The sequence below is a fragment of the Bradyrhizobium sp. 138 genome, from assembly GCF_023074075.1.
GTDB lineage: Bacteria > Pseudomonadota > Alphaproteobacteria > Rhizobiales > Xanthobacteraceae > Bradyrhizobium.
The window spans coordinates 42,648-61,631 of sequence record NZ_JADPKT010000084.1 but is presented as its reverse complement, the minus strand read 5'-3'; the positions used below and the strand labels follow the sequence as shown (position 1 = coordinate 61,631).

Annotated in this window: 18 protein-coding genes; 4 read left to right on the top strand and 14 right to left on the bottom strand. The window is 64.4% G+C overall.

Annotation, left to right across the window (positions count from 1 at the left end; translation table 11 throughout):
- Positions 1-56: 56 nt before the first annotated feature.
- The gene (locus IVA79_RS28215) at positions 57-1,157 is read left to right on the top strand and encodes an alkene reductase (RefSeq protein WP_247559191.1); all 1,101 of its coding nucleotides are present in this window, start codon (positions 57-59) and stop codon (positions 1,155-1,157) included.
- 217 nt (positions 1,158-1,374) lie between these two features.
- Here IVA79_RS28215 and IVA79_RS28210 read toward each other — a convergent pair whose 3' ends face one another.
- The 7 genes from IVA79_RS28210 to glpD all read right to left on the bottom strand — a co-directional run bounded on the left by IVA79_RS28210 (position 1,375) and on the right by glpD (position 9,090).
- A complete protein-coding gene (locus tag IVA79_RS28210) occupies positions 1,375-3,117 on the bottom strand; it encodes an ABC transporter substrate-binding protein (protein ID WP_247559717.1) in 1,743 nt (580 codons plus the stop codon).
- A 130-nt stretch (positions 3,118-3,247) separates the two neighbouring features.
- Complete coding sequence (locus IVA79_RS28205; RefSeq protein ID WP_247559189.1) at positions 3,248-3,577, bottom strand: DUF2160 domain-containing protein; 330 nt, start codon at positions 3,575-3,577, stop codon at positions 3,248-3,250.
- An 11-nt stretch (positions 3,578-3,588) separates the two neighbouring features.
- Entirely contained in the window at positions 3,589-4,395 is an 807-nt protein-coding gene (locus IVA79_RS28200) for a carbohydrate ABC transporter permease (RefSeq protein WP_194406557.1), read from the bottom strand.
- The gene (locus IVA79_RS28195) at positions 4,395-5,369 is read right to left on the bottom strand and encodes a sugar ABC transporter permease (protein WP_247559186.1); all 975 of its coding nucleotides are present in this window, start codon (positions 5,367-5,369) and stop codon (positions 4,395-4,397) included. The genes IVA79_RS28200 and IVA79_RS28195 overlap by 1 nt, the downstream gene beginning before the upstream one ends.
- Entirely contained in the window at positions 5,369-6,454 is a 1,086-nt protein-coding gene (locus IVA79_RS28190; RefSeq protein WP_247559184.1) for an ABC transporter ATP-binding protein, read from the bottom strand. The genes IVA79_RS28195 and IVA79_RS28190 overlap by 1 nt, the downstream gene beginning before the upstream one ends.
- Positions 6,455-6,466: 12 nt before the next feature.
- Positions 6,467-7,543: an ABC transporter ATP-binding protein gene (locus tag IVA79_RS28185; protein ID WP_247559181.1), complete on the bottom strand. Its 1,077-nt coding sequence runs from the start codon at positions 7,541-7,543 to the stop codon at positions 6,467-6,469.
- Positions 7,540-9,090, bottom strand: a complete 1,551-nt coding sequence (gene glpD / locus IVA79_RS28180; RefSeq protein ID WP_247559179.1) for a glycerol-3-phosphate dehydrogenase — start codon at positions 9,088-9,090, stop codon at positions 7,540-7,542. Before glpD ends, IVA79_RS28185 begins: the two co-directional genes overlap by 4 nt.
- Positions 9,091-9,364: 274 nt before the next feature.
- Here glpD and IVA79_RS28175 point away from each other — a divergent pair, with 274 nt between their 5' ends.
- Both IVA79_RS28175 and IVA79_RS28170 read left to right on the top strand, forming a co-directional pair.
- Positions 9,365-9,616 carry a type II toxin-antitoxin system Phd/YefM family antitoxin gene (locus IVA79_RS28175; RefSeq protein ID WP_247559177.1) on the top strand — a complete coding sequence of 84 codons (252 nt, stop codon included), beginning with the start codon at positions 9,365-9,367 and terminating at the stop codon, positions 9,614-9,616.
- Positions 9,616-10,032, top strand: a complete 417-nt coding sequence (locus tag IVA79_RS28170; RefSeq protein WP_247559175.1) for a type II toxin-antitoxin system VapC family toxin — start codon at positions 9,616-9,618, stop codon at positions 10,030-10,032. The genes IVA79_RS28175 and IVA79_RS28170 overlap by 1 nt, the downstream gene beginning before the upstream one ends.
- 3 nt (positions 10,033-10,035) lie before the next feature.
- On the opposite strand, the gene IVA79_RS28165 is transcribed toward IVA79_RS28170, so the two are convergent.
- Together IVA79_RS28165 and IVA79_RS28160 are read right to left on the bottom strand one after the other, a co-directional pair.
- The gene (locus IVA79_RS28165) at positions 10,036-10,872 is read right to left on the bottom strand and encodes a DeoR/GlpR family DNA-binding transcription regulator (RefSeq protein WP_247559173.1); all 837 of its coding nucleotides are present in this window, start codon (positions 10,870-10,872) and stop codon (positions 10,036-10,038) included.
- A 91-nt stretch (positions 10,873-10,963) separates the two neighbouring features.
- Positions 10,964-11,650, bottom strand: a complete 687-nt coding sequence (locus IVA79_RS28160; protein ID WP_247559171.1) for an HAD-IA family hydrolase — start codon at positions 11,648-11,650, stop codon at positions 10,964-10,966.
- A 154-nt stretch (positions 11,651-11,804) separates the two neighbouring features.
- On the opposite strand from IVA79_RS28160, the gene IVA79_RS28155 reads away from it, so the two are divergent.
- Positions 11,805-12,257 (top strand): nuclear transport factor 2 family protein, encoded by a 453-nt coding sequence (locus IVA79_RS28155; RefSeq protein ID WP_247559169.1) that lies wholly within the window; start codon positions 11,805-11,807, stop codon positions 12,255-12,257.
- A gap of 117 nt (positions 12,258-12,374) precedes the next feature.
- Here IVA79_RS28155 and IVA79_RS28150 read toward each other — a convergent pair whose 3' ends face one another.
- The 5 genes from IVA79_RS28150 to IVA79_RS28130 form a co-directional block, all read right to left on the bottom strand.
- The gene (locus tag IVA79_RS28150; protein ID WP_212089167.1) at positions 12,375-12,566 is read right to left on the bottom strand and encodes a hypothetical protein; all 192 of its coding nucleotides are present in this window, start codon (positions 12,564-12,566) and stop codon (positions 12,375-12,377) included.
- Positions 12,567-12,789: 223 nt separating this feature from the next.
- Positions 12,790-13,143, bottom strand: a complete 354-nt coding sequence (locus IVA79_RS28145; protein WP_247559167.1) for an acyl-CoA thioesterase — start codon at positions 13,141-13,143, stop codon at positions 12,790-12,792.
- Positions 13,144-13,208: 65 nt separating this feature from the next.
- On the bottom strand, positions 13,209-15,305 hold the full coding sequence (locus IVA79_RS28140) for a 3-hydroxyacyl-CoA dehydrogenase NAD-binding domain-containing protein (RefSeq protein ID WP_247559165.1): 2,097 nt from the start codon (positions 15,303-15,305) through the stop codon (positions 13,209-13,211).
- A 2-nt stretch (positions 15,306-15,307) separates the two neighbouring features.
- Positions 15,308-16,591, bottom strand: a complete 1,284-nt coding sequence (locus tag IVA79_RS28135; RefSeq protein ID WP_247559163.1) for an acetyl-CoA C-acetyltransferase — start codon at positions 16,589-16,591, stop codon at positions 15,308-15,310.
- Positions 16,591-18,858: an acyl-CoA dehydrogenase gene (locus tag IVA79_RS28130; RefSeq protein WP_247559161.1), complete on the bottom strand. Its 2,268-nt coding sequence runs from the start codon at positions 18,856-18,858 to the stop codon at positions 16,591-16,593. Before IVA79_RS28130 ends, IVA79_RS28135 begins: the two co-directional genes overlap by 1 nt.
- Positions 18,859-18,984: the final 126 nt, after the last annotated feature.

The window sequence follows — 18,984 nt, the reverse complement described above, 5'->3', positions numbered from 1 at the left end:
GCCTGATGTCGCGATGCACAACTGTTCCACACCTCTCACCGCTGGAAACATTGCCAATGAGCCGTCCAACCAAATTGTTTGAGACCTATAAGCTCGGTCCGATCACGCTTGCGAACCGTTTCGTGATGGCGCCGCTGACGCGCAACCGCGCCGCGCCCGGCACATTCGTGCCCAGCCCGCTCGCCGCCGACTATTACGGTCAGCGCGCCACCGCAGGGCTTCTGATCACCGAAGCGAGCCAGGTCTCGCAGCAAGGGCAAGGCTACCAGGACACCCCCGGCATCTACAGCAAGGAGCAGGTCGCCGGCTGGCGCAAGGTCACCGATCGCGTGCATGAGCGTGGCGGCAAGATCTTCATCCAGCTCTGGCATGTCGGCCGCATCTCGCATGTCGATCTGCAGGCCGGCGGTGCAGCCCCGGTGGCACCGAGCGCGATCCGCGCCAAGGGCAAGACTTTCGTGAACGGCACCTTCGCCGACGTCTCCGAGCCGCGCGCGCTCGCGCTTTCCGAGATTCCGGGAATCATCGACGACTTCAAGCGCGCGACGAAGAATGCGCTCGAGGCCGGCTTCGACGGCGTCGAGATCCACGGTGCCAACGGCTACCTGCTCGAGCAGTTCGCCAAGGACGGCACCAACAAGCGCACGGATGCCTATGGCGGCTCTATCGAGAACCGCGCCCGGCTGATGCTGGAGGTCTCCAAGGCCGTCGTGGCCGAAGCCGGCACTGACCGCACCGGCATCCGCATCTCGCCGGTGACGCCGGCCAACGACATCTCGGATTCCAATCCGCAGGCCCTGTACGACCATATCGTCGACGGCCTCAGCGCGCTCAAGCCGGTCTATCTCCATGTCGTCGAAGGCGCGACCGGCGGGCCGCGCGACATTGCGCCGTTCGACTACGCGTCCTTGCGCAAGCGCTTCTCCGGCGCCTACATCGCCAACAACGGCTATGATTTCGATCTCGCCAGCAAGGTGCTGGACGCGAACGCCGCCGATCTGATCGCCTTCGGCAAGCCGTTCATCTCCAACCCCGACCTCGTCGAGCGGCTGAAGCAGGGCGTAGCGCTGAACGACTGGGACAAGACCACGTTCTACGGCGGCGGCGCGAAGGGCTACACGGACTACCCGACGCTGGCGGCCGAGCCGGCGGAGTGACTTCCGCTCTCTCCTCCGTCATTGCGAGGAGCCCGCGACAAATTGCGAAGCAATTTTGCGCTGGCGACGAAGCAATCCAGACTGCCTCTGCGGAGAGACTCTGGATTGCTTCGCTGCGCTCGCAATGACGGCGGGGAGACAGCGCAACGAACTCACCGAAAAAGAAAAAGGCCGGGATCGCTCCCGGCCTTTCGCATTTGATGACGCTACGCGCCGCTTACTTCGCTTCCGCGCGCTTCGGGGGAGTGGCCGGCCACGACTTGATCAGGGTGTCGTAGTCGACCGTCTCGCCCTTCGGCTTCTCGTTGGCGAGCTTGCGCTGGGGCGCGATGGTGCCGTCCTTCTCGGCCTTCGCGAACCAGTATTCCGGCTTCTCCTTCTTGTGGAGCTTCGGACCGCAGGCGCCCTGCACGCCGGACTTCTCCAGGCGCTCCATGACGGAGTCCTGAGCCGCCGCGAGGGCATCCATCGCGGCTTGTGGCGTCTTCGCACCGGACGACGCATCGCCGATGTTCTGCCACCACAGCTGCGCGAGCTTCGGATAGTCGGGCACGTTGTTGCCGGTCGGGGTCCACTGCACGCGCGCGGGCGAGCGGTAGAACTCGATCAGGCCGCCGAGCTTCGGCGCGCGCTCGGTGAACGACTTGTCCCAGATGTCGGATTCACGGATGAAGGTGAGACCGACATGGCTCTTCTTCAGGCTCACCGACTTGGAGATGATGAACTGGAGATAGAGCCAGGCTGCCTTGCGGCGATCCGCCGGGGTCGACTTGAGCAGCGTCACGGAGCCGGCGTCCTGATAGCCGAGCTTCATGCCTTCCTTCCAGTACGAACCGTGCGGCGAGGGCGCCATACGCCATTTCGGCGTACCGTCCGCGTTCATCACGGCGATGCCCGGCTTCACCATGTCGGCGGTGAAGGCGGTGTACCAGAACATCTGCTGGGCGATGTTGCCCTGCGCCGGCACCGGACCTGCCTCGGAGAACGTCATGCCCTGGGCCTGCGGCGGTGCGTACTTCTTCAGCCAGTCGAGATATTTGGTGATCGAGTAGACCGCGGCCGGACCGTTGGTGTCGCCACCACGTTCCACCGACGAGCCGACCGGGCGGCAGCCTTCCATGCGGATGCCCCATTCGTCGACCGGCAGGCCGTTCGGAATGCCCTTGTCACCGTTGCCGGCCATCGAGAGCCAGGCGTCGGTGAAACGCCATCCGAGCGAGGGGTCCTTCTTGCCATAGTCCATATGGCCGTAGACCTTGACGCCGTTGATCTCCTTGATGTCGTTGGTGAAGAACTCGGCGATGTCCTCATAGGCGGACCAGTTCACGGGCACGCCGAGCTCGTAGCCATATTTGGCCTTGAACTTGGCCTTGTAGTCAGCGTTGGTGAACCAGTCGTAGCGGAACCAATAGAGGTTCGCGAACTGCTGGTCGGGCAGCTGATAGAGCTTGCCGTCGGGGCCGGTCGTGAACGACTTGCCGATGAAGTCGTTGACGTCGAGCATGGGGTCGGTGACGTCCTTGCCCTCGCCCGTCATGTAGTCTGACAGCACGACGGTCTGGCCGTAGCGGAAATGCGTGCCGATCAGGTCGGAGTCGTTGATCCAGCCGTCGTAGACGTTCTTGCCGGACTGCATCTGGGTCTGCAGCTTCTCGACGACGTCACCTTCCTGGATGAGGTCGTGCTTGAGCTTGATGCCGGTGAGCTCGGAGAACGCCTTGGCCAGCGTCTGCGATTCATATTCGTGGGTGGTGATGGTCTCGGAGACGACGTTGATCTCCATGCCCTTGAACGGCTCGGCTGCCTTGGCGAACCACTCCAGCTCCTTCTTCTGGTCTTCCTTCGACAGCGTCGAGGGCGTGAATTCCGCGATCCACTTCTGGATCACGGCGTCGTCGGCGGCGCGGACCGGCGCCGAGACGGCGAACGACACCGCGACAATCGCGGCGACGCTGGACATGGTCAGAAAACTGCTCTTCGTCAATGGACCTTTCCTTCTCCTAAACTGTCGCATGTTGTTCCTCCGTTGCAGCGACAAACTTTTATACAGACCCGGATTGCCCCCGGGCCTGGCCGTCCCTTCGCGAGCTTCAGACCGTGCGGAATATGAGCACGGCCGTCACCAGCGAAATTCCACTTGCGAGCCACAGGCGCGAGATTTCGACGCCCTCCTCGCCGATCGGCAGCGTTGCGATCGCATCGGTGCCGAAGAAGCCGATCCAGAGAAGGTGGATGACCGCCGCTGATATCAGCGAAATGAACAGGCGGTCGCCGCGCGTCGTCGGAATACTGAGCACACCGACGCGTTCAGCCTCGGGATAGACCGCCGCAAGCCACGTCATCACGGCAAGCGTGCAGGCGAGCGCGGCGAAGAAGATCGCCGTCGGCAGCGTCCAGGCCATCCATGCGATGGATTCCATTGATGCCTCCTTTAGACGCGACCGAGCGCGAAACCGCTCGCGATGTAGTTGCGGACGAACCAGATCACGAGCGCGCCCGGGATGATGGTGAGCACGCCGGCGGCTGCCAAGAGGCCCCAGTCCATGCCCGATGCCGACACCGTGCGCGTCATGATCGCCGCGATCGGCTTGGCCGACACCGAGGTCAGCGTGCGCGCGAGCAGGAGTTCGACCCAGGAGAACATGAAGCAGAAGAAGGCGGCGACGCCGATGCCGCTCGCGATCAAGGGCACCAGGATCTTGATGAAGAAACGCGGAAAGGAATAGCCGTCGAGGAAGGCGGTCTCGTCGATCTCGCGCGGCACGCCGGAGACGAAGCCTTCGAGGATCCACACCGCCAGCGGAACGTTGAAGATGCAATGCGCGAGTGCAACCGCCCAGGGCGTATCGAACAGGCCAATCGCCGAATAGAGGTTGAAGAACGGCAGCGCATAGACCGCGGCCGGCGCCATGCGGTTCGACAGCAGCCAGAAGAACAGATGCTTGTCGCCGAGGAAGCGGTAGCGCGAGAACGCGTAGGCCGCCGGCAGCGCCACCGAGATCGAGATGATGGTGTTGAGAACGACGTATTCCAGCGAGTTGATGTAGCCGGAATACCAGCTCTCGTCGGTGAAGATGCGCTTGTAGTGCTGCAGCGTCGGGGTGTGCGGCCACAGCGTCATCGTCGAGACGATCTCGGCGTTGGTCTTGAAGCTCATGTTGACGAGCCAGTAGATCGGCAGCAGCAGGAAGATCAGGAACAGCCCCATGATGAGGCGGCGGCCGGGGATCGAGTGCATCAGGCCACTCCTTCCTTTGGCTTGAGCGCGGCCACGGGCTTGAGCACGACCGAAGGCTTGGGCTCCACTGCCGGCTCGCTCTCCGCCTGGACTTTGCGTTCGGCGCCCGCATTGGTCATGACGGTGTAGAAGATCCAGCAGACGATCAGGATGATGAGGTTGTAGACCAGTGACAGCGCCGCGGCCTTGCCGAGGTCGAACTGGCCGAGCGCGATCTTGACGAGCTCGATCGAGACAAAGGTCGTGGAATTGCCGGGTCCGCCACCGGTGACGACGAACGGCTCGGTGTAGATCATGAAGCTGTCCATGAAGCGCAGCAGCACGGCGATCAAGAGCACTCGGTTCATCTTCGGCAGCTGGATCGCCTTGAACACGGCCCAGCGCGAGGCGCCGTCGATCTGGGCGGCCTGGTAATAGGCTTCGGGAATCGACTTCAGACCGGCATAGCAGAGCAGCGCGACGAGGCTGGTCCAGTGCCAGACGTCCATCACGATGACGGTGACCCAGGCGTCGATGTCGTTGGAGACGTAGTTATAGTCGATGCCCGCGGCGTTGAGCACATAACCGAGCAGGCCGATGTCGGGCCGGCCAAAAATCTGCCAGATCGTGCCGACCACGTTCCACGGGATCAAGAGCGGCAGCGCGAGGATGACGAGGCAGGCCGCCACCGTCCAGCCCTGGCGCGGCATCGACAACGCGACGACGATGCCGAGCGGCACCTCGATGGCGAGGATAACGAGCGAGAAGAACAGATTGCGACCGAGGGAAGCAAGGAAGCGGCCGCCGAGATCGGTCGAGGGATCGAGCAGCTCCTTGAACCAGCCGACCCCGTTCCAGAAGAACTGGTTGTTACCGAAGGTATCCTGCATCGAATAGTTCACCACCGTCATCAGCGGCAGCACCGCCGAGAAGGCGACGACCAGGAACACCGGCAGCACCAGGAACCAGGCCTTTTGGTTGACGGTCTTGTCCATCAGACGGCTCCCTCCACCAGAAGGCTGTCGGCGTAGACGTGGACATGCGACGGATCGAATTTCAGTCCGGCCATGCCGTCCGAGCTGGTGAACCCCGCGGGCGCGCGCGCCGCGAGCTTGGCGTCACCGAAGCGCGCTCGCGCAAAACGGATGCGGCCGAGATCGTCGAGGCGCTCGATTCTTGCGGTGAGCAGGCCCGGCGCAGGCGCGACGGCCTCCACGAATTCGGGACGGACGCCGATTTCGATCTTCGCACCGGCAGGCAGATTGTCGTAAGCGCGGTTAAGCGCGATGACGTGGCCACCGACGTTGGCCTCGCGCCCCCTCACCTCGGCCGGCAGGATGTTCATGCCGGGAGAGCCGATGAAATAACCGACGAAGGTGTGCGCCGGCTTGTCGAACAGCTCGGCCGGCGTGCCGCTCTGCACGACGCGGCCATCATGCATGACGACCACCGTGTCGGCGAAGGTCAGCGCCTCGGTCTGGTCGTGGGTGACGTAGATCATCGTGAGGTCGAGCTCGCGATGCAGCGCCTTCAGCTTGGAGCGGAGCTGCCATTTCAGCTCGGGATCGATCACCGTCAGCGGCTCGTCGAACAGCACGGCGGCGACGTCGGAGCGGACGAGGCCGCGGCCGAGCGAGATCTTCTGCTTGGCGTCAGCCGTGAGGCGCGTCGCCTTGCGGTTCAGATAGGGTTCGAGATCGAGCAGGCGGCCGATCTCGGCAACGCGCTTGTCGACCTCGGCCTTCGGGACACCGCGGTTCTTCAGCGGAAACGCCAAATTCTGCCCCACCGTCATGGTGTCGTAGATCACCGGAAACTGGAACACCTGGGCGATGTTGCGCTTCTGGGTTGACAGCGGTGTGATGTCCTTGCCGTCGAACAGGATTCTCCCCCGCGATGGCGTGATGATGCCGGAGATGACGTTGAGCAGCGTAGTCTTGCCGCAGCCGGAGGGGCCGAGCAGCGCGTAGGCGCCGCCCTGCCGCCAGGTCATGGTGACAGGCTTTAGCGCAAAACTGTCCTGCGGCGCGTCATTGCCGCCGTAGGAATGGGCGAGATCGACGAGGTCAATGCGGGCCATATCGCACCTCCCTCAAGAACTCGGCGCGGCGACCAGACGGTCGGCCGCATCGAACACGAAGACGTCGTTGGGATCGAGCACGGCGTCGAGCGTCTGGCCGGGCTCGAACTCGTGCACGCCGTGCAGCACCGCCACCCAGTTCGATCCGTCGCGGGTCAGATGCACGAAACTCTCCGAACCGGTGATCTCGGTCACCGTGACAGTGGCGTGGAAGGCGTGGCGGTCTGTCTGGCCGTTGGCAAGGCCAAGCTGGTGGGCACGGAAGCCGACGCGATAGAATCCGTCGGAAAGTCCCGCATAAAGTCCAGACGCCGGTGCAGCGCTGCCGCCGGCATATTGCACCATGCCATCACCCTTCTCGAGGCCCACCAGGTTGAGCGGCGGATCCGAGAAGACCTGGGCGACGCGCAGCGTCTGCGGCCGGCGATAGACGTTGGCGGTCTCGCCCATCTGCAGCGCCTCACCCTCCCACATGCACACCGTGTTGCCGCCGAGCAAAAGCGCCTCGGTCGGTTCGGTGGTGGCATAGACGAAGATCGCACCCGAGGCCTCGAAGATGCGCGGCAGCTCGGCGCGGAGCTCCTCGCGGAGCTTGTAATCGAGATTGGCAAGCGGCTCGTCGAGCAGCACCAGGTCGGCGCCCTTGACCAGTGCGCGTGCGATCGCGGTGCGCTGCTGCTGCCCGCCGGAGAGCTGAAGCGGCGTGCGCTTCAGGAAGGGTTCGAGCCGCAGCAGCTTGGCGGCCTCCGCGACGCGCGCCTCGATCTCGCCACGCGGCTTGCCCTGCACGCGCAGGGGCGAGGCGATATTCTCGTAGACCGTGAGCGAGGGGTAGTTGATGAACTGCTGGTAGACCATCGCGACCGAACGCTGGCGCACGTCGGCGCCAGTGACGTCCTTGCCGTTCACCACCACCTTGCCCGTGGTCGGCTTGTCGAGCCCGGCGAGCAGCCGCATGATCGAGGTCTTGCCTGACAGCGTCGGCCCGAGCAGCACGTTCAACGTGCCGCTCTCGAGCGTCAGTGAGACGTCGCGGATATGCTCGACGCCCTCGACTGTCCGGGTCACGTGGTCGAGTGTCACGGTCATGAGCGTCCTCCCGCTTCCAGCAGGGGAGTTTGCGGCACGGCGTGGGTCCTGATCCAGTCGTCAAGCACGGCGATCTCATCGGCAGATAGTCGCAGGCCGAGCTTGGAACGGCGCCAGACCACGTCATCGGCGGTCACGGCCCATTCATTGGCCATGAGGTAGCGGACCTCGCGCTCGCTCAGCGTCGCACCAAAGGACTGGCCGAGATCGGCCGCCGATTTCGCGTCGCCGAGCAGCTTGACGGCCTTGGTGCCATAGGCGCGGGCGAGACGTCGCGCATGCTCGTGGCTGAGGAAGGGATAGCCACGCTGCAGCTCGGCGATCAGCCCGTCGATGTCGGACACATTCATGTCGCCGCCAGGCAGCGGCCATTTGCCGGTCCAGCCCTCGCGCGCCTTCGCGCTGCGCAGATAGGGCGCGAGCCGCTCCAACGCTTCTTCGGCAAGGCGGCGATAGGTCGTGATCTTGCCGCCATAGATCGAGAGCAACGGCACGCCGCCGGGCGTGTCGAGCTCGAACACGTAGTCGCGCGTCGCGGCCTTGGCCTCGCTGGCGCCGTCGTCGTAGAGCGGGCGTACGCCGGAATAGGTCCAGACCACGTCGTCCGGCGTCACCGGCTTGGCCAGATATTCGCTGGCGGCCGTGCAGAGATACTGGATCTCCTCAGGCGTCGCCTTCACCTTGGCGGGATCACCGTCATAATCGCGGTCGGTGGTGCCGATCAGCGTGAAATCGTCCTGGTACGGGATCACGAAGATGATGCGGCCGTCCGCGTTCTGGAACATGTAAGCGCGGTCGTGGTCGTAGAGCTTCCTGACCACGATGTGCGAGCCCTGCACCAGGCGCACCTTGGCTTTCGCATTGACGCCGGCGCCGCGGCCGAGCACGTCCTCGACCCAGGGGCCGCCGGCATTGACCAGCGCGCGGGCCTGGATCTGCGAGCGCTCGCCGGTGAGCGTGTTGACCATGCCGACGGTCCAGAGGCCGCCGGATTGGCGGATCTCGGTGGCGCGGGTGCGGGTCCGGATCTCGGCGCCCTTGTCGGCGGCATCGCGTGCGTTGAGCACGACGAGCCGCGCGTCGTCGACGAAGCAATCGGAATATTCGAACGCGCGGGCATAGCGATTCGGGATCAGCGGCTTGCCGACCTCGTCACGCCCAAGATCGACCGTGCGGGTCGCTGGCAGCAGATGACGGCCGCCGATGTGGTCATAAAGGAAGAGGCCGAGACGCAGCAGCCAGGCGGGGCGCAGTCCCGCGTGATGCGGCAGAACGAAACGCAGGGGGCGGATGATGTGGGGCGCGATGCCCCAGAGGATCTCGCGCTCGATCAGCGCCTCGCGGACCAGGCGAAACTCGTAATATTCGAGATAGCGCAGGCCGCCATGCACCAGCTTGGTCGACCAGGACGACGTCCCGCTCGCCAGATCGTTCATTTCGCACAGGAAAACCGTGTTGCCGCGGCCCACCGCGTCACGCGCGATGCCGCAGCCGTTAACACCGCCTCCGATGATGGCGAGGTCGAAAATACGCTCCAACAGACGCATCCCCCGACGACCGCCCGTTCTTCGAGCGGTTACTTTCGTTTTTGATTAGATCACACCGAAAAACGAAAGCAAGATGAAAGAGAGGAGAAAGGAAATGAAAGCGGATTTTTTTCTCCGTCAATGCGACTGAAAAATCAGCACGAGCAGGGACAAATTTTTGAGGCAGTCAGCCGGACTGATCGGCACCGTCAGCATTCCAACGCCGAGCTTGATTGTAGCAACATAGCTACATATAATTGCGGGTAAGCATTGTTGGCGAGGAGAGGCGCGGACGATGGTCACCACCCTGACCAGCCGAGAGTTCAATCAGGATACGAGCGGCGCCAAGAAGGCAGCGTCGAAGGGACCCGTCTTCATCACGGACCGCGGCCGTCCGGCCCATGTCCTGCTGAGCATCGAAGACTATCTGCGCCTGAGCGGCGGGCACATGAGCCTTGCCGAAGTCCTGGCACAGGCGAACGCGGATTTCGATTTCGATCCGCCTCGCATCACCGGCGGAATCTCACGGCCCGCTGATCTCGAGTGATGTTTCTGCTGGACACTAATGTCATCTCCGAACTGAGGCGGCCGGATAAGGCCGATCGCAATGTCGTCACTTGGGCCAACGCGATTCCCGCGGCGAACTTCTTCATATCCGCAATTTCCATACTCGAAATTGAACTTGGTGCACGCTTGATCGAGCGCAAGGACGTCAAGCAGGGTGCCGTCTTGCGCGCCTGGATCGACGATCACATTCTGGCTCGATTTGAAGACCGCATCCTGCCCATCGACACGGCCGTGGCGCAGCGCTGCGCTCAACTTCACGTTCCCAATCCGAGGGCAGAACGCGACGCTTTGATCGCCGCAACCGCGCTTGTTCACGGCTTGACGATCGCCACGCGCAACGTAGGAGATTTTGAACCTACAGGCGTCCCACTTCTCAACCCGTGGAGCGACACCTAAGACCTATCTCAGCCTGACCACGGGCGCCGTCTCGTGCGCTTCGGCCTGCGCATCATCGATGTCCCCCGCCTCCTTCGGCATTGCCGCCATAACCTCGATGCCCTTGCTGTGGCAGATGGTGGCGAGGCGCTCGGGCAGCTCCTGGTCGGTGACGAAGGTCTGGATCTGGGTGATATGGGCGATGCGCACCGGCGCGCTGCGGCGCAGCTTGGTGGAATCGGCGACCAGCATGACGCTGCGGGCATTGGCGATGATGGCCTGCGCCACCTGCACCTCGCGATAGTCGAAGTCGAGCAAGGCGCCCTCCTCGTCGATCGCGGAGGCGCCGATGATGGCGTAGTCGACCTTGAACTGTCCGATTAGCTGCGTCGCCGTCGAGCCGACCACGGCGCCGTCGGCGCGTCGCACCGTGCCGCCGGCGACCACCACCTCGATGCGGGGATGGCGGTACAGCAGCATCGCGACGTTGAGGTTGTTGGTGATGACGAGCAGATCCTCATGCGAGGTCAGCGCGCTCGCGACCTCCTCCGTTGTGGTGCCGATATTGATGAAGAGCGAGCAGCCGTTCGGGATCAGCGAGGCGGCGGCCGCCCCGATCGCCTTCTTCTCGTCGGCAGCGACGAAGCGGCGCGCCTCATAGGCGAGGTTTTCCACGCCGGAGGCGATGATGGCGCCGCCATGGATGCGGGTCAGCGATCTCCGCTCGCAGAGATCGTTGAGATCCTTGCGGATGGTCTGCGCCGACACCTCGAACCGGCGCGCGAGCTCCTCGACCATAACGCGGCCGGAAGCGCGCGCGATGTTGAGGATTTCGGCTTGGCGATGGGTCAATCCGGTCACGGCAACGGCCTCAAATCAGAATGATGCATGGTGCGGCGGTTCGCAGCTGCGGTCAATGCGCGCGCCGATCACGGTTAACGGATGCGGCCCCTCACCACGCCATGGCGCTCGCGAGGCGCGCCAGCAGCGCCGGATCGTCGAAGGCGCTGGCGGAAGTGACCGCGCCGGCGCCAACCAGGTCGACGTGGCTGAGGCTGGTCCGGATGCCGATGGTCGGAATGCCGGCCGCCGCGGCCGATTGCACGCCGGTGCGGGAGTCCTCGAATGCGATCGAGGCCTCCGCCCGCGCGCCGACGAAACGCAGCCCTTCCTGATAGGGCAGCGGATGCGGCTTGCCATGCGACAGCTCGGCGCCGATCACGAGTGCCCTGAAGCGATGCGTGATGCCGAGGCCGGAGAGCAGCAGCTCGGCGTTGAGACGCGGCGCATTGGTCACCGCCACCATGGGAATGCCGGCAGCGTCCGCCCGGTCGAGCAGCGCCATCAGGCCGGGGAGCGGTGCGATCTGCCCGGCTACGAGCGTACGGAAGACCTCCTCCTTCTCATCGAGGATCAGGGCGCGCCGCTCCGGTGCCTCGTCGGGCAGAAAGCGCTCGCCGATCGCGACATTGGCGAAGCCTTGCAGCTCCCTGGAGAAGCGCGCGTGATCGAAGACATGGCCGTGTGGACCGAGCACCTGGTTGAAAGCCTTCAAGTGCAATGGATCGGTGTCGGCCAGCGTGCCGTCGATGTCGAACAGCAAAGCCCTGCCCATCGCTTCCGTTTTGGCTTCGATCATTTCCGTACTTTCCCAAATCCGCGGCGCATCGATGCGCGAGACGTATCAATATGGGCTCAACCGCGCAATGACGCATGCACATGACGACAATGCACCACTCGACAAAGTCGCGCGCGGCTGCAACACTCGCTGCAAGATCAAAAAGGAGGAAACGATGACGATCAACCGACGCGACCTGGCTCTCTCGACTCTCGCCGTCTCGGCACTCGCGCTCACGACACCGGTGCTGGCGGCCTCGGCCGACGATGAGGCCGTGGCGAAAAAGGTCGAGGCCTTCCGCCTCGCCCAGATCGCGGCTGACCCGAAGGCGCTCGGCGCGCTGTGCTGGGACGATCTCAGCTACAGCCATTCCAGCGGCAAGGTCGAAGACAAGGCGACCTTCATCGCCAACGCCACCGACGGCAAATCGAAATTCCTGTCGATCGAGTACAAGGACCCGACCATCAAGGTCGTCGGCCCCGCCGCGATTGTCCGCTTCCACTGGCTGGGCGAGCAGGAAATGGCGGCCGACGGGAAAAAAGTATCGACCAACCTTCACATCCTGATGAACTGGCAGAAGCAGGGCGACGAGTGGAAGCTTTTGTCGCGCGCCGCAACGAAGTTGTGATGAGGACGTCATTCCGGGACGCGCAGAAAGGCGCGGGCCCGGACTCCATTGGTCGGCAATTTCTGCAGCAGGATAGATTCCGGGGCGCGCTTCGCGCGCCCGGAATGACGGCGTCAGTTACGCCGCCTCCTTCACATCACCGTTCACCAGCTTGCGCGCGGCGCGCTCGGCTTCGCGGGCGTTGCGGAAGAGCTGGCCTTCGAGACGGTTGAAGCGCTGGGACGAGGCGAAGAAGCAATAGCCTCCGGAAGAACGAACGACGATACCTGCGGTCTGCGAATCGACTTCGATGATGTAGCTGTCCGGCATAGTCCGTGGATTCCTCAGTGCGGGCAAATAACGGTGCTCCTGCCCAAAGGTTCCCCAGGCATTTGAGGCCGTTTCCACCCCGAATCGACACGCAACTGAGTACGCCGGGACCTCATCCGTTTTATGACTGGTTCTTGGCGAAGCCGCGACGAGGATGACTCAGTCGCGCCGTGTTTGGCAGCGATTGCCACGCATTCGTGAGATAAGGCGGAGCGTCGCGCGATTACGTCGCGATCGGCGGATCGTTTCGCTGGATCGCTTGCGGACGGCCGTGGTCGTCGATCGAGACATAGGTGAAATTGCCGTCGGTGACGAGGAACGGTTGAAGCTCCTTGCGCCGCAGTGCCCAAGCCTCGAGATGCACGGTCAGCGAGGTGCGCCCGACGCGCACGAGATTGGCGTAGACCGAGACGAGATCACCGACATAAACGGCTTTGCGAAAATTCATCGCCTCGATCGCGACCGTCACCGTACGCGACCTCGCAACCTTCGAGGCAAACACGCCGCCGCCGACGTCCATCTGGCTGAGCAGCCAGCCGCCGAAGATGTCGCCATTGGCGTTGGTGTCGGCGGGCATCGCCAGCGTGCGGATGCAGAGATCTCCGCTCGGACCGGTATTGGCTTGTTCGCTCTATGCCTCTCTCACTTGAAACTGTCCCAGCCCGGATCGGGCGCGAAGCGCTCGCCGAATCGCTCGGCCAGCCCGCGCAGGGTGGATACAATATTTTCCACGCCACGCGTGCGGGCATAGTTCAGCGGACCGCCGCGGAACGGTGCATAACCGGTGCCGAAAATCATGGCGCCGTCGACGGCGTCGGCATCATCGACAATGCCCTCGCGCAGCGCCGCGACGCAGACATTGGACATTGGTAGCACCAGGCGGTCGATCATCTGATCGGTGACGCGCGGGCCGGTCTCGGGCAGCGGCGCCTTCTCCGCCTTGCCGTCCTTCCAGATATAGAAACCTTTGCCGGTCTTGCGGCCGAGTTCACCCTTGGCGACCTTGTCGCGCAGCCACGCCGGTGTCGGCGGCAGCAGATCGCCGAATTTCGTGCGCAGCATGTCGCCGACGTCGAGGCAGATGTCGAGCCCGACCTGATCGGCAAGCTCGATCGGCCCCATCGGCATGCCGAATTGCTCGGCCGCGGCGTCGATCAGGCGCGGGTCGATCTTCTCGTCCAGCATCACCATCGCCTCCAGCATGTACGGCGTCAGCGCGCGGTTGACGAGAAAGCCCGGCGAGCTCTTCACAGCCAGCGGCAGGCGGTCGATTGCACCTACGAAGGCGAGCGCCTGCTTCAGCACCTGGGGGTCGTTGCCATCGTGCCTGACGACTTCGACCAATTGCAGTCGCGACACCGGATTGAAGAAATGCAGGCCCACCAGCCGCTCCGGCCGCGCCAGGCCGTTGCGTAGGTCCTGAAGCGGGATGCTCGACGTGTTGGTCGCAAGGATCGCGCCCGGCTTCATCCGCGGCTCGAGCCCGGCATAGACCTTCTGCTTGAGCTCGAGCTTCTCCGGCACGGCCTCGATGATGAGATCGGCATTGCGCACCCCTTCCCCGTCCATGTCAGGAATGAGGCGATCGAGCGCGTCGCGCACCTCGGTCGGCTTGCGGATGATCTTGCCGTAGAGCTCGGCGGCGCGCTTCACCGCGCCCGCGATCGGCTCCGCCTTCATGTCGGCGAGCGAGACGCGAAAGCCTTGCCCGGCTACCCAAGCGGCAATGTCGCCCCCCATGGCGCCGGCGCCGATGACATGGACATGCTTGATGGTGTTGTCGCTACCTGCCGCCTTCTTCATCTGCTCGCGCAGGAAGAACACGCGGATCAGGTTCTGGGCGGTCGGCGTCACCATCAACTTGGCAAAGGAAGCCTGCTCCGCCTTCAGCATCGCGGCCTTGCTGCCGCCATGGGTCTCCCAGAGGTCGATCAGCGCATAAGGCGCCGGATAATGCTCGCGGGATGCGGCCTTCCCCGCCTCCGAGCGCATGCGCTTGGCAAGCAGCCCGCGCACGAAGCCGACATTCGCCGCGCGCGTCAGCAAGCCCGGACGCGCCCGCTTCAACCGGCCGAACAGCGCATCCTTCACCGCGCCCCGAACATGGCGCTCCTGCGTCACGCTATCGACGAGGCCGAGCGATCTGGCGCGGCGCGCGTCGATGGTGCGGCCGGTCAGCATCAGGGACATCGATTGGACCGGATTGACCAGCGTGGTGAAGCGCGCGGTGCCGCCAAGGCCGGGATGCAGACCTAGCATCACCTCCGGGAAGCCGAAGCGCGCGCCGTCGATGGCGATGCGCGCCTGGCAGGCCAGCGCAACCTCGAGCCCGCCGCCGAGGCAGAAGCCGTGGATGACCGCGACCGTGGGTAGCTTTAGGGCTTCCAGATGATCGATCACGGCGTGCGCCGCGCGGATACGGGTCTCCACCGTGTCGGGATCGGACGCGCCACGGAATTCGTTGACGTCGGCGCCGGCGATGAAGCCGGACGGTTTTGCAGAGCGAATCACGAGGCCGGCCGGACGCTCGGTCTCGATCACCGCGAGCACGGCGTCGAACTCCTCTATCACGTCGGAGGACAGCGTGTTGGCGCTTGCGTCGGCGCGATCGAACAAGAGCCAGGCGATGCCGTCGGCATCGCGCGTCAGCTTGAAGTGCTTGTAGGGGCCGCCTTCCGCCGGCGGGGGACCGAGCGTCAGCACGCGATCAGCGAGCACGGTCATGATCTTGGAATCCATGGTCACACCGCCTCGATCAGCATGGCCCCGCCGAGCCCGCCACCGATGCATTCGGTGGCAATTCCGCGCCGCGTGCCGAGCCGCTTCATGGCATTGACGAGATGCAGCACGATGCGGTTGCCGGAGGTGCCGACGGGATGACCGAGCGAGATCGCGCCGCCATCGACGTTGAGCTTGTCACGGTCGATCTCACCGGCCGCGCCGTCGAGACCAAGGATCTCCCTGCAGAATTTGTCGTCGTTCCAGGCGGCGAGGCAGCCGAGCACCTGGGTGGCAAAAGCCTCGTTCAGCTCCCAGGTCTCGACGTCCTTGAGGGTGAGGCCGTTGCGCTGGAGCAGCGGCGTTGCCGACATCACCGGACCGAGCCCCATGATACCAGGGTCGAGCGCGGCCCAGTTGCTGTCGACGATCGCGGCTTTCGGCGTGAGCTTGTGCTTTGCGATCGCCGCGTCGGACGCCAGGATCACCCACGAGGCGCCGTCGGTGATCTGCGAGGAATTGCCCGCGGTGACCTGACCCCAGGGGCGCTCGAACACCGGCCGGAGCTTTGCCAGCGTCTCCGCCGTGGAGTCCGGACGCACGCCATCGTCATGGTCGAAGAATTTTCCGTCGCGGGAAAACGCAGTCTCGACCTCGCCCTTCAGGAACCCCGCGCCTTGCGCGTGCGCGAGCCGACGATGACTCTCGGCGGCATAGGCATCGGACTGGGCGCGCGTGATGCCGAAGAGATGGCCGACGACCTCGGCGGTCTGGCCCATGTTCAGCTCGGTGATCGGATCGGTCAGCCCCCGCTCGAGGCCGATGATCGGCTTGAGGTAGCTCGGCCGCAATTTGAACGCCGCGGCGAGCTTCGCGGCGACGCCCTTAGCGGTGGCAAGGCCTGCGAACCAGCGCACACCCGGATTGGGCCAGACCAGCGGGGCGTGGCTGAGCGCCTCGGTGCCGCCGGCGAGGATCATGTCGGCATGGCCTTCGCGGATGTAGCGGTAGGCGGTGTCGATCGACTGCATGCCGGAGCCGCAATTGATCTGCACAGTGAAGGCGATCATGTCCTCGCCCATGCCAAGCCGAAGCGCGGCAACGCGGGCCGGGTTCATCTCGTCCGCGATCACATTGACGCAGCCGAGGATGACCTGATCGAAGCTATCGGGCGAAAACGGCTGGCGCGCCAAGAGCGGCCGTCCGCATTGCACGGCGAGATCGACCGGCGTGAACGGCCCCGGCCCGCTGCGTGCCTTCAAAAACGGCGTCCGGCTGCCGTCGACGATGAATACCGGTCGTGCCATCAGCCCGCCGCCCTCTGCTCACCGAGTTCCTGGAAGAACTGATGCACGTCGCCGGTTTTCCTGTAAATCGGCGACAGCGCCTCCGGGGCAAAATCGTCGACCTCGATCACTTCAGTGACGGCCTTGCGGGCGGCAGAGATTTGCTCGCCCTCGGCTTGCGTGATCACACCCTTGGCGACCGCTTCCTCCCCGTCGCGAACATGCGCAGCGCGCATGCGCCTGGCGATGGCCTCCGTGGCTGCGACCAGCTTGAACGCGCGCTCCAGCCGCGCGAAGCCGCCGTCGTCATCGACATGGGCCAGATCCGGCGTCAGGCGCTCACGCGCCGCCGAGGGCTCCAGCACCAAGCTCGCGCATTGGTGCACGACGCGGTCGGAGGGGCCGAGCACGCGGGCGCCGAAGGGCTGGACCACGAGCTTGAGGAAGGCTGCGACGAAGCGGTTGGGCAGATTGGCGAGGATTTCGGCGAGCCGGTTCTCGATGGTCCGAAAGCCCGTCGCCATGCACCATTCCAGCGCGGCGAAATCCTCTTTCTGCCGGCCCTCGTCCTGCCAGCGCTTCAGCGCGGCCGAGAGCAGATACAGCTCGGAGAGGATGTCGCCGAAGCGCGCCGACAGCATCTCCTTGCGCTTGAGTGCGCCGCCGAGCGTCAGCAGCGCCATGTCGGCGCAGAGCGCAAACGCGGCGGAGTAGCGCGAGAGCTGGCGATAGAATGCCGTGGCATCGCCCGCATCGGGCGCCAGCGCGAAGGCGCCAAAGGTCCAGCTCCGGCCGAATGCGCGGAACAGCGTCCGGAAGCTGTGACCGACATGTTTCCAGAAGGCTTTGTCGAACGCGGTGAGCCCGCGGTCGCGATCGGTGTCGGCCAGCGCATTCATCTCGTCGAGCAGATAGGGATGCGCACGGATCGCGCCCTGCCCGAACACGATGAGATTGCGGGTCAGGATGTTGGCGCCTTCCACCGTGATACCGACCGGCACAGCGCGATGAAGATTTCCGAGATAGTTTTGCGGGCCGTCGATCACGGCCTTGCCACCGTGGATGTCCATGGCGTCGTCGATCGCGACGCGCATCCGCTCGGTCGCGTGCAGCTTCATGATGCCGGAGATGACGGCCGGATGAACGCCGGCATTGAGCGCCGCGCAGGTCAGCCGCCGCGCCGCGTCGAGCTGATAGGCGGTCGCGACGATGCGCGCGAGCGGCTCCTCGACGCCCTCGAATTTTGAGATCGAGATGCCGAACTGCTCGCGGATGCGGGCATAGGCGCCGGTGGTGCGGGCCGCATAGGCGGCACCCGCAGCAGAGAGCGACGGCAGCGAGATGCCGCGGCCGGCGGCAAGCGCGGTCATCAGCATCTTCCAGCCCTGCCCCAGCCGCTCCTGGCCGCCGATGACATGGTCGAGCGGGATGAAGACATCGCGGCCCCGGTTCGGGCCGTTCTGGAACACCTGCATCGACGGAAGATGGCGGTGACCGATCTCGACGCCAGGCAGATTGGTCGGGATCAGCGCCACGGTGATGCCGAGTTCTTCCTGGCTCCCTACGAGGTGATCGGGATCATAGGCCTTGAAGGCTAATCCCAAGAGCGTCGCGACCGGGCCGAGCGTGATGTAACGCTTGTGCCAGTTGAGCCTGAGGCCGAGGACTTCGCGGCCCTCGAACTCGCCCTTGCAGATGATGCCGGTATCGACCATCGAGGCGGCGTCGGAGCCGGCCTCGGGGCTGGTGAGGCCGAAGCAGGGAACGTCGCGGCCGTCGGCGAGCCGCGGCAACCAGCGCTGCTGCTGCTCCTTTGTGCCGAAACGCATCAGCAGCTCGCCGGGGCCGAGTGAGTTCGGCACCATCACCGTGACCGCGGCGGCGATCGAGCGGGTCGAGATCTTGCGCACCACTTCCGAATGGGCATAGGGCGAGAAGCCGAGGCCGCCGAATTCCTTCGGAATGATCATGCCGAAGAATTTCTCGCGCTTGACGAAGTGCCAGACGTCCTGCGGCAGGTCGCGCAGCTCCCAAAAGATCTTCCACTCGTCGAGCATGGCGCAGAGCTCATCGACGGGGCCGTTGAGGAAGGCCTGCTCCTCGCTGGTCAGCGTCGCCTGCGGGATCTTCAAAAGCTTCGACCAATCGGGATTGCCGGTGAAGAGGTCGGCGTCCCACCAGACGTCGCCCGCCTCCAGCGCCTCGCGCTCGGTGTCGGACATCGCCGGCAGCACGCCGCGCGCCCAGGAGAAGATCGGCTTTGTCAGGGTGTCGCGGCGGAAGCTCATGGCTGACCTCATGCATCGGCGCGGTTATCGGGCATTTTAGCGGAAACTGGCTGGCGGAGGCGAACACTTCGCCTGCAAAATTGACGCGGCCGGGCGGCCCCGGACCACAACGGCCAGGGTGCGCGG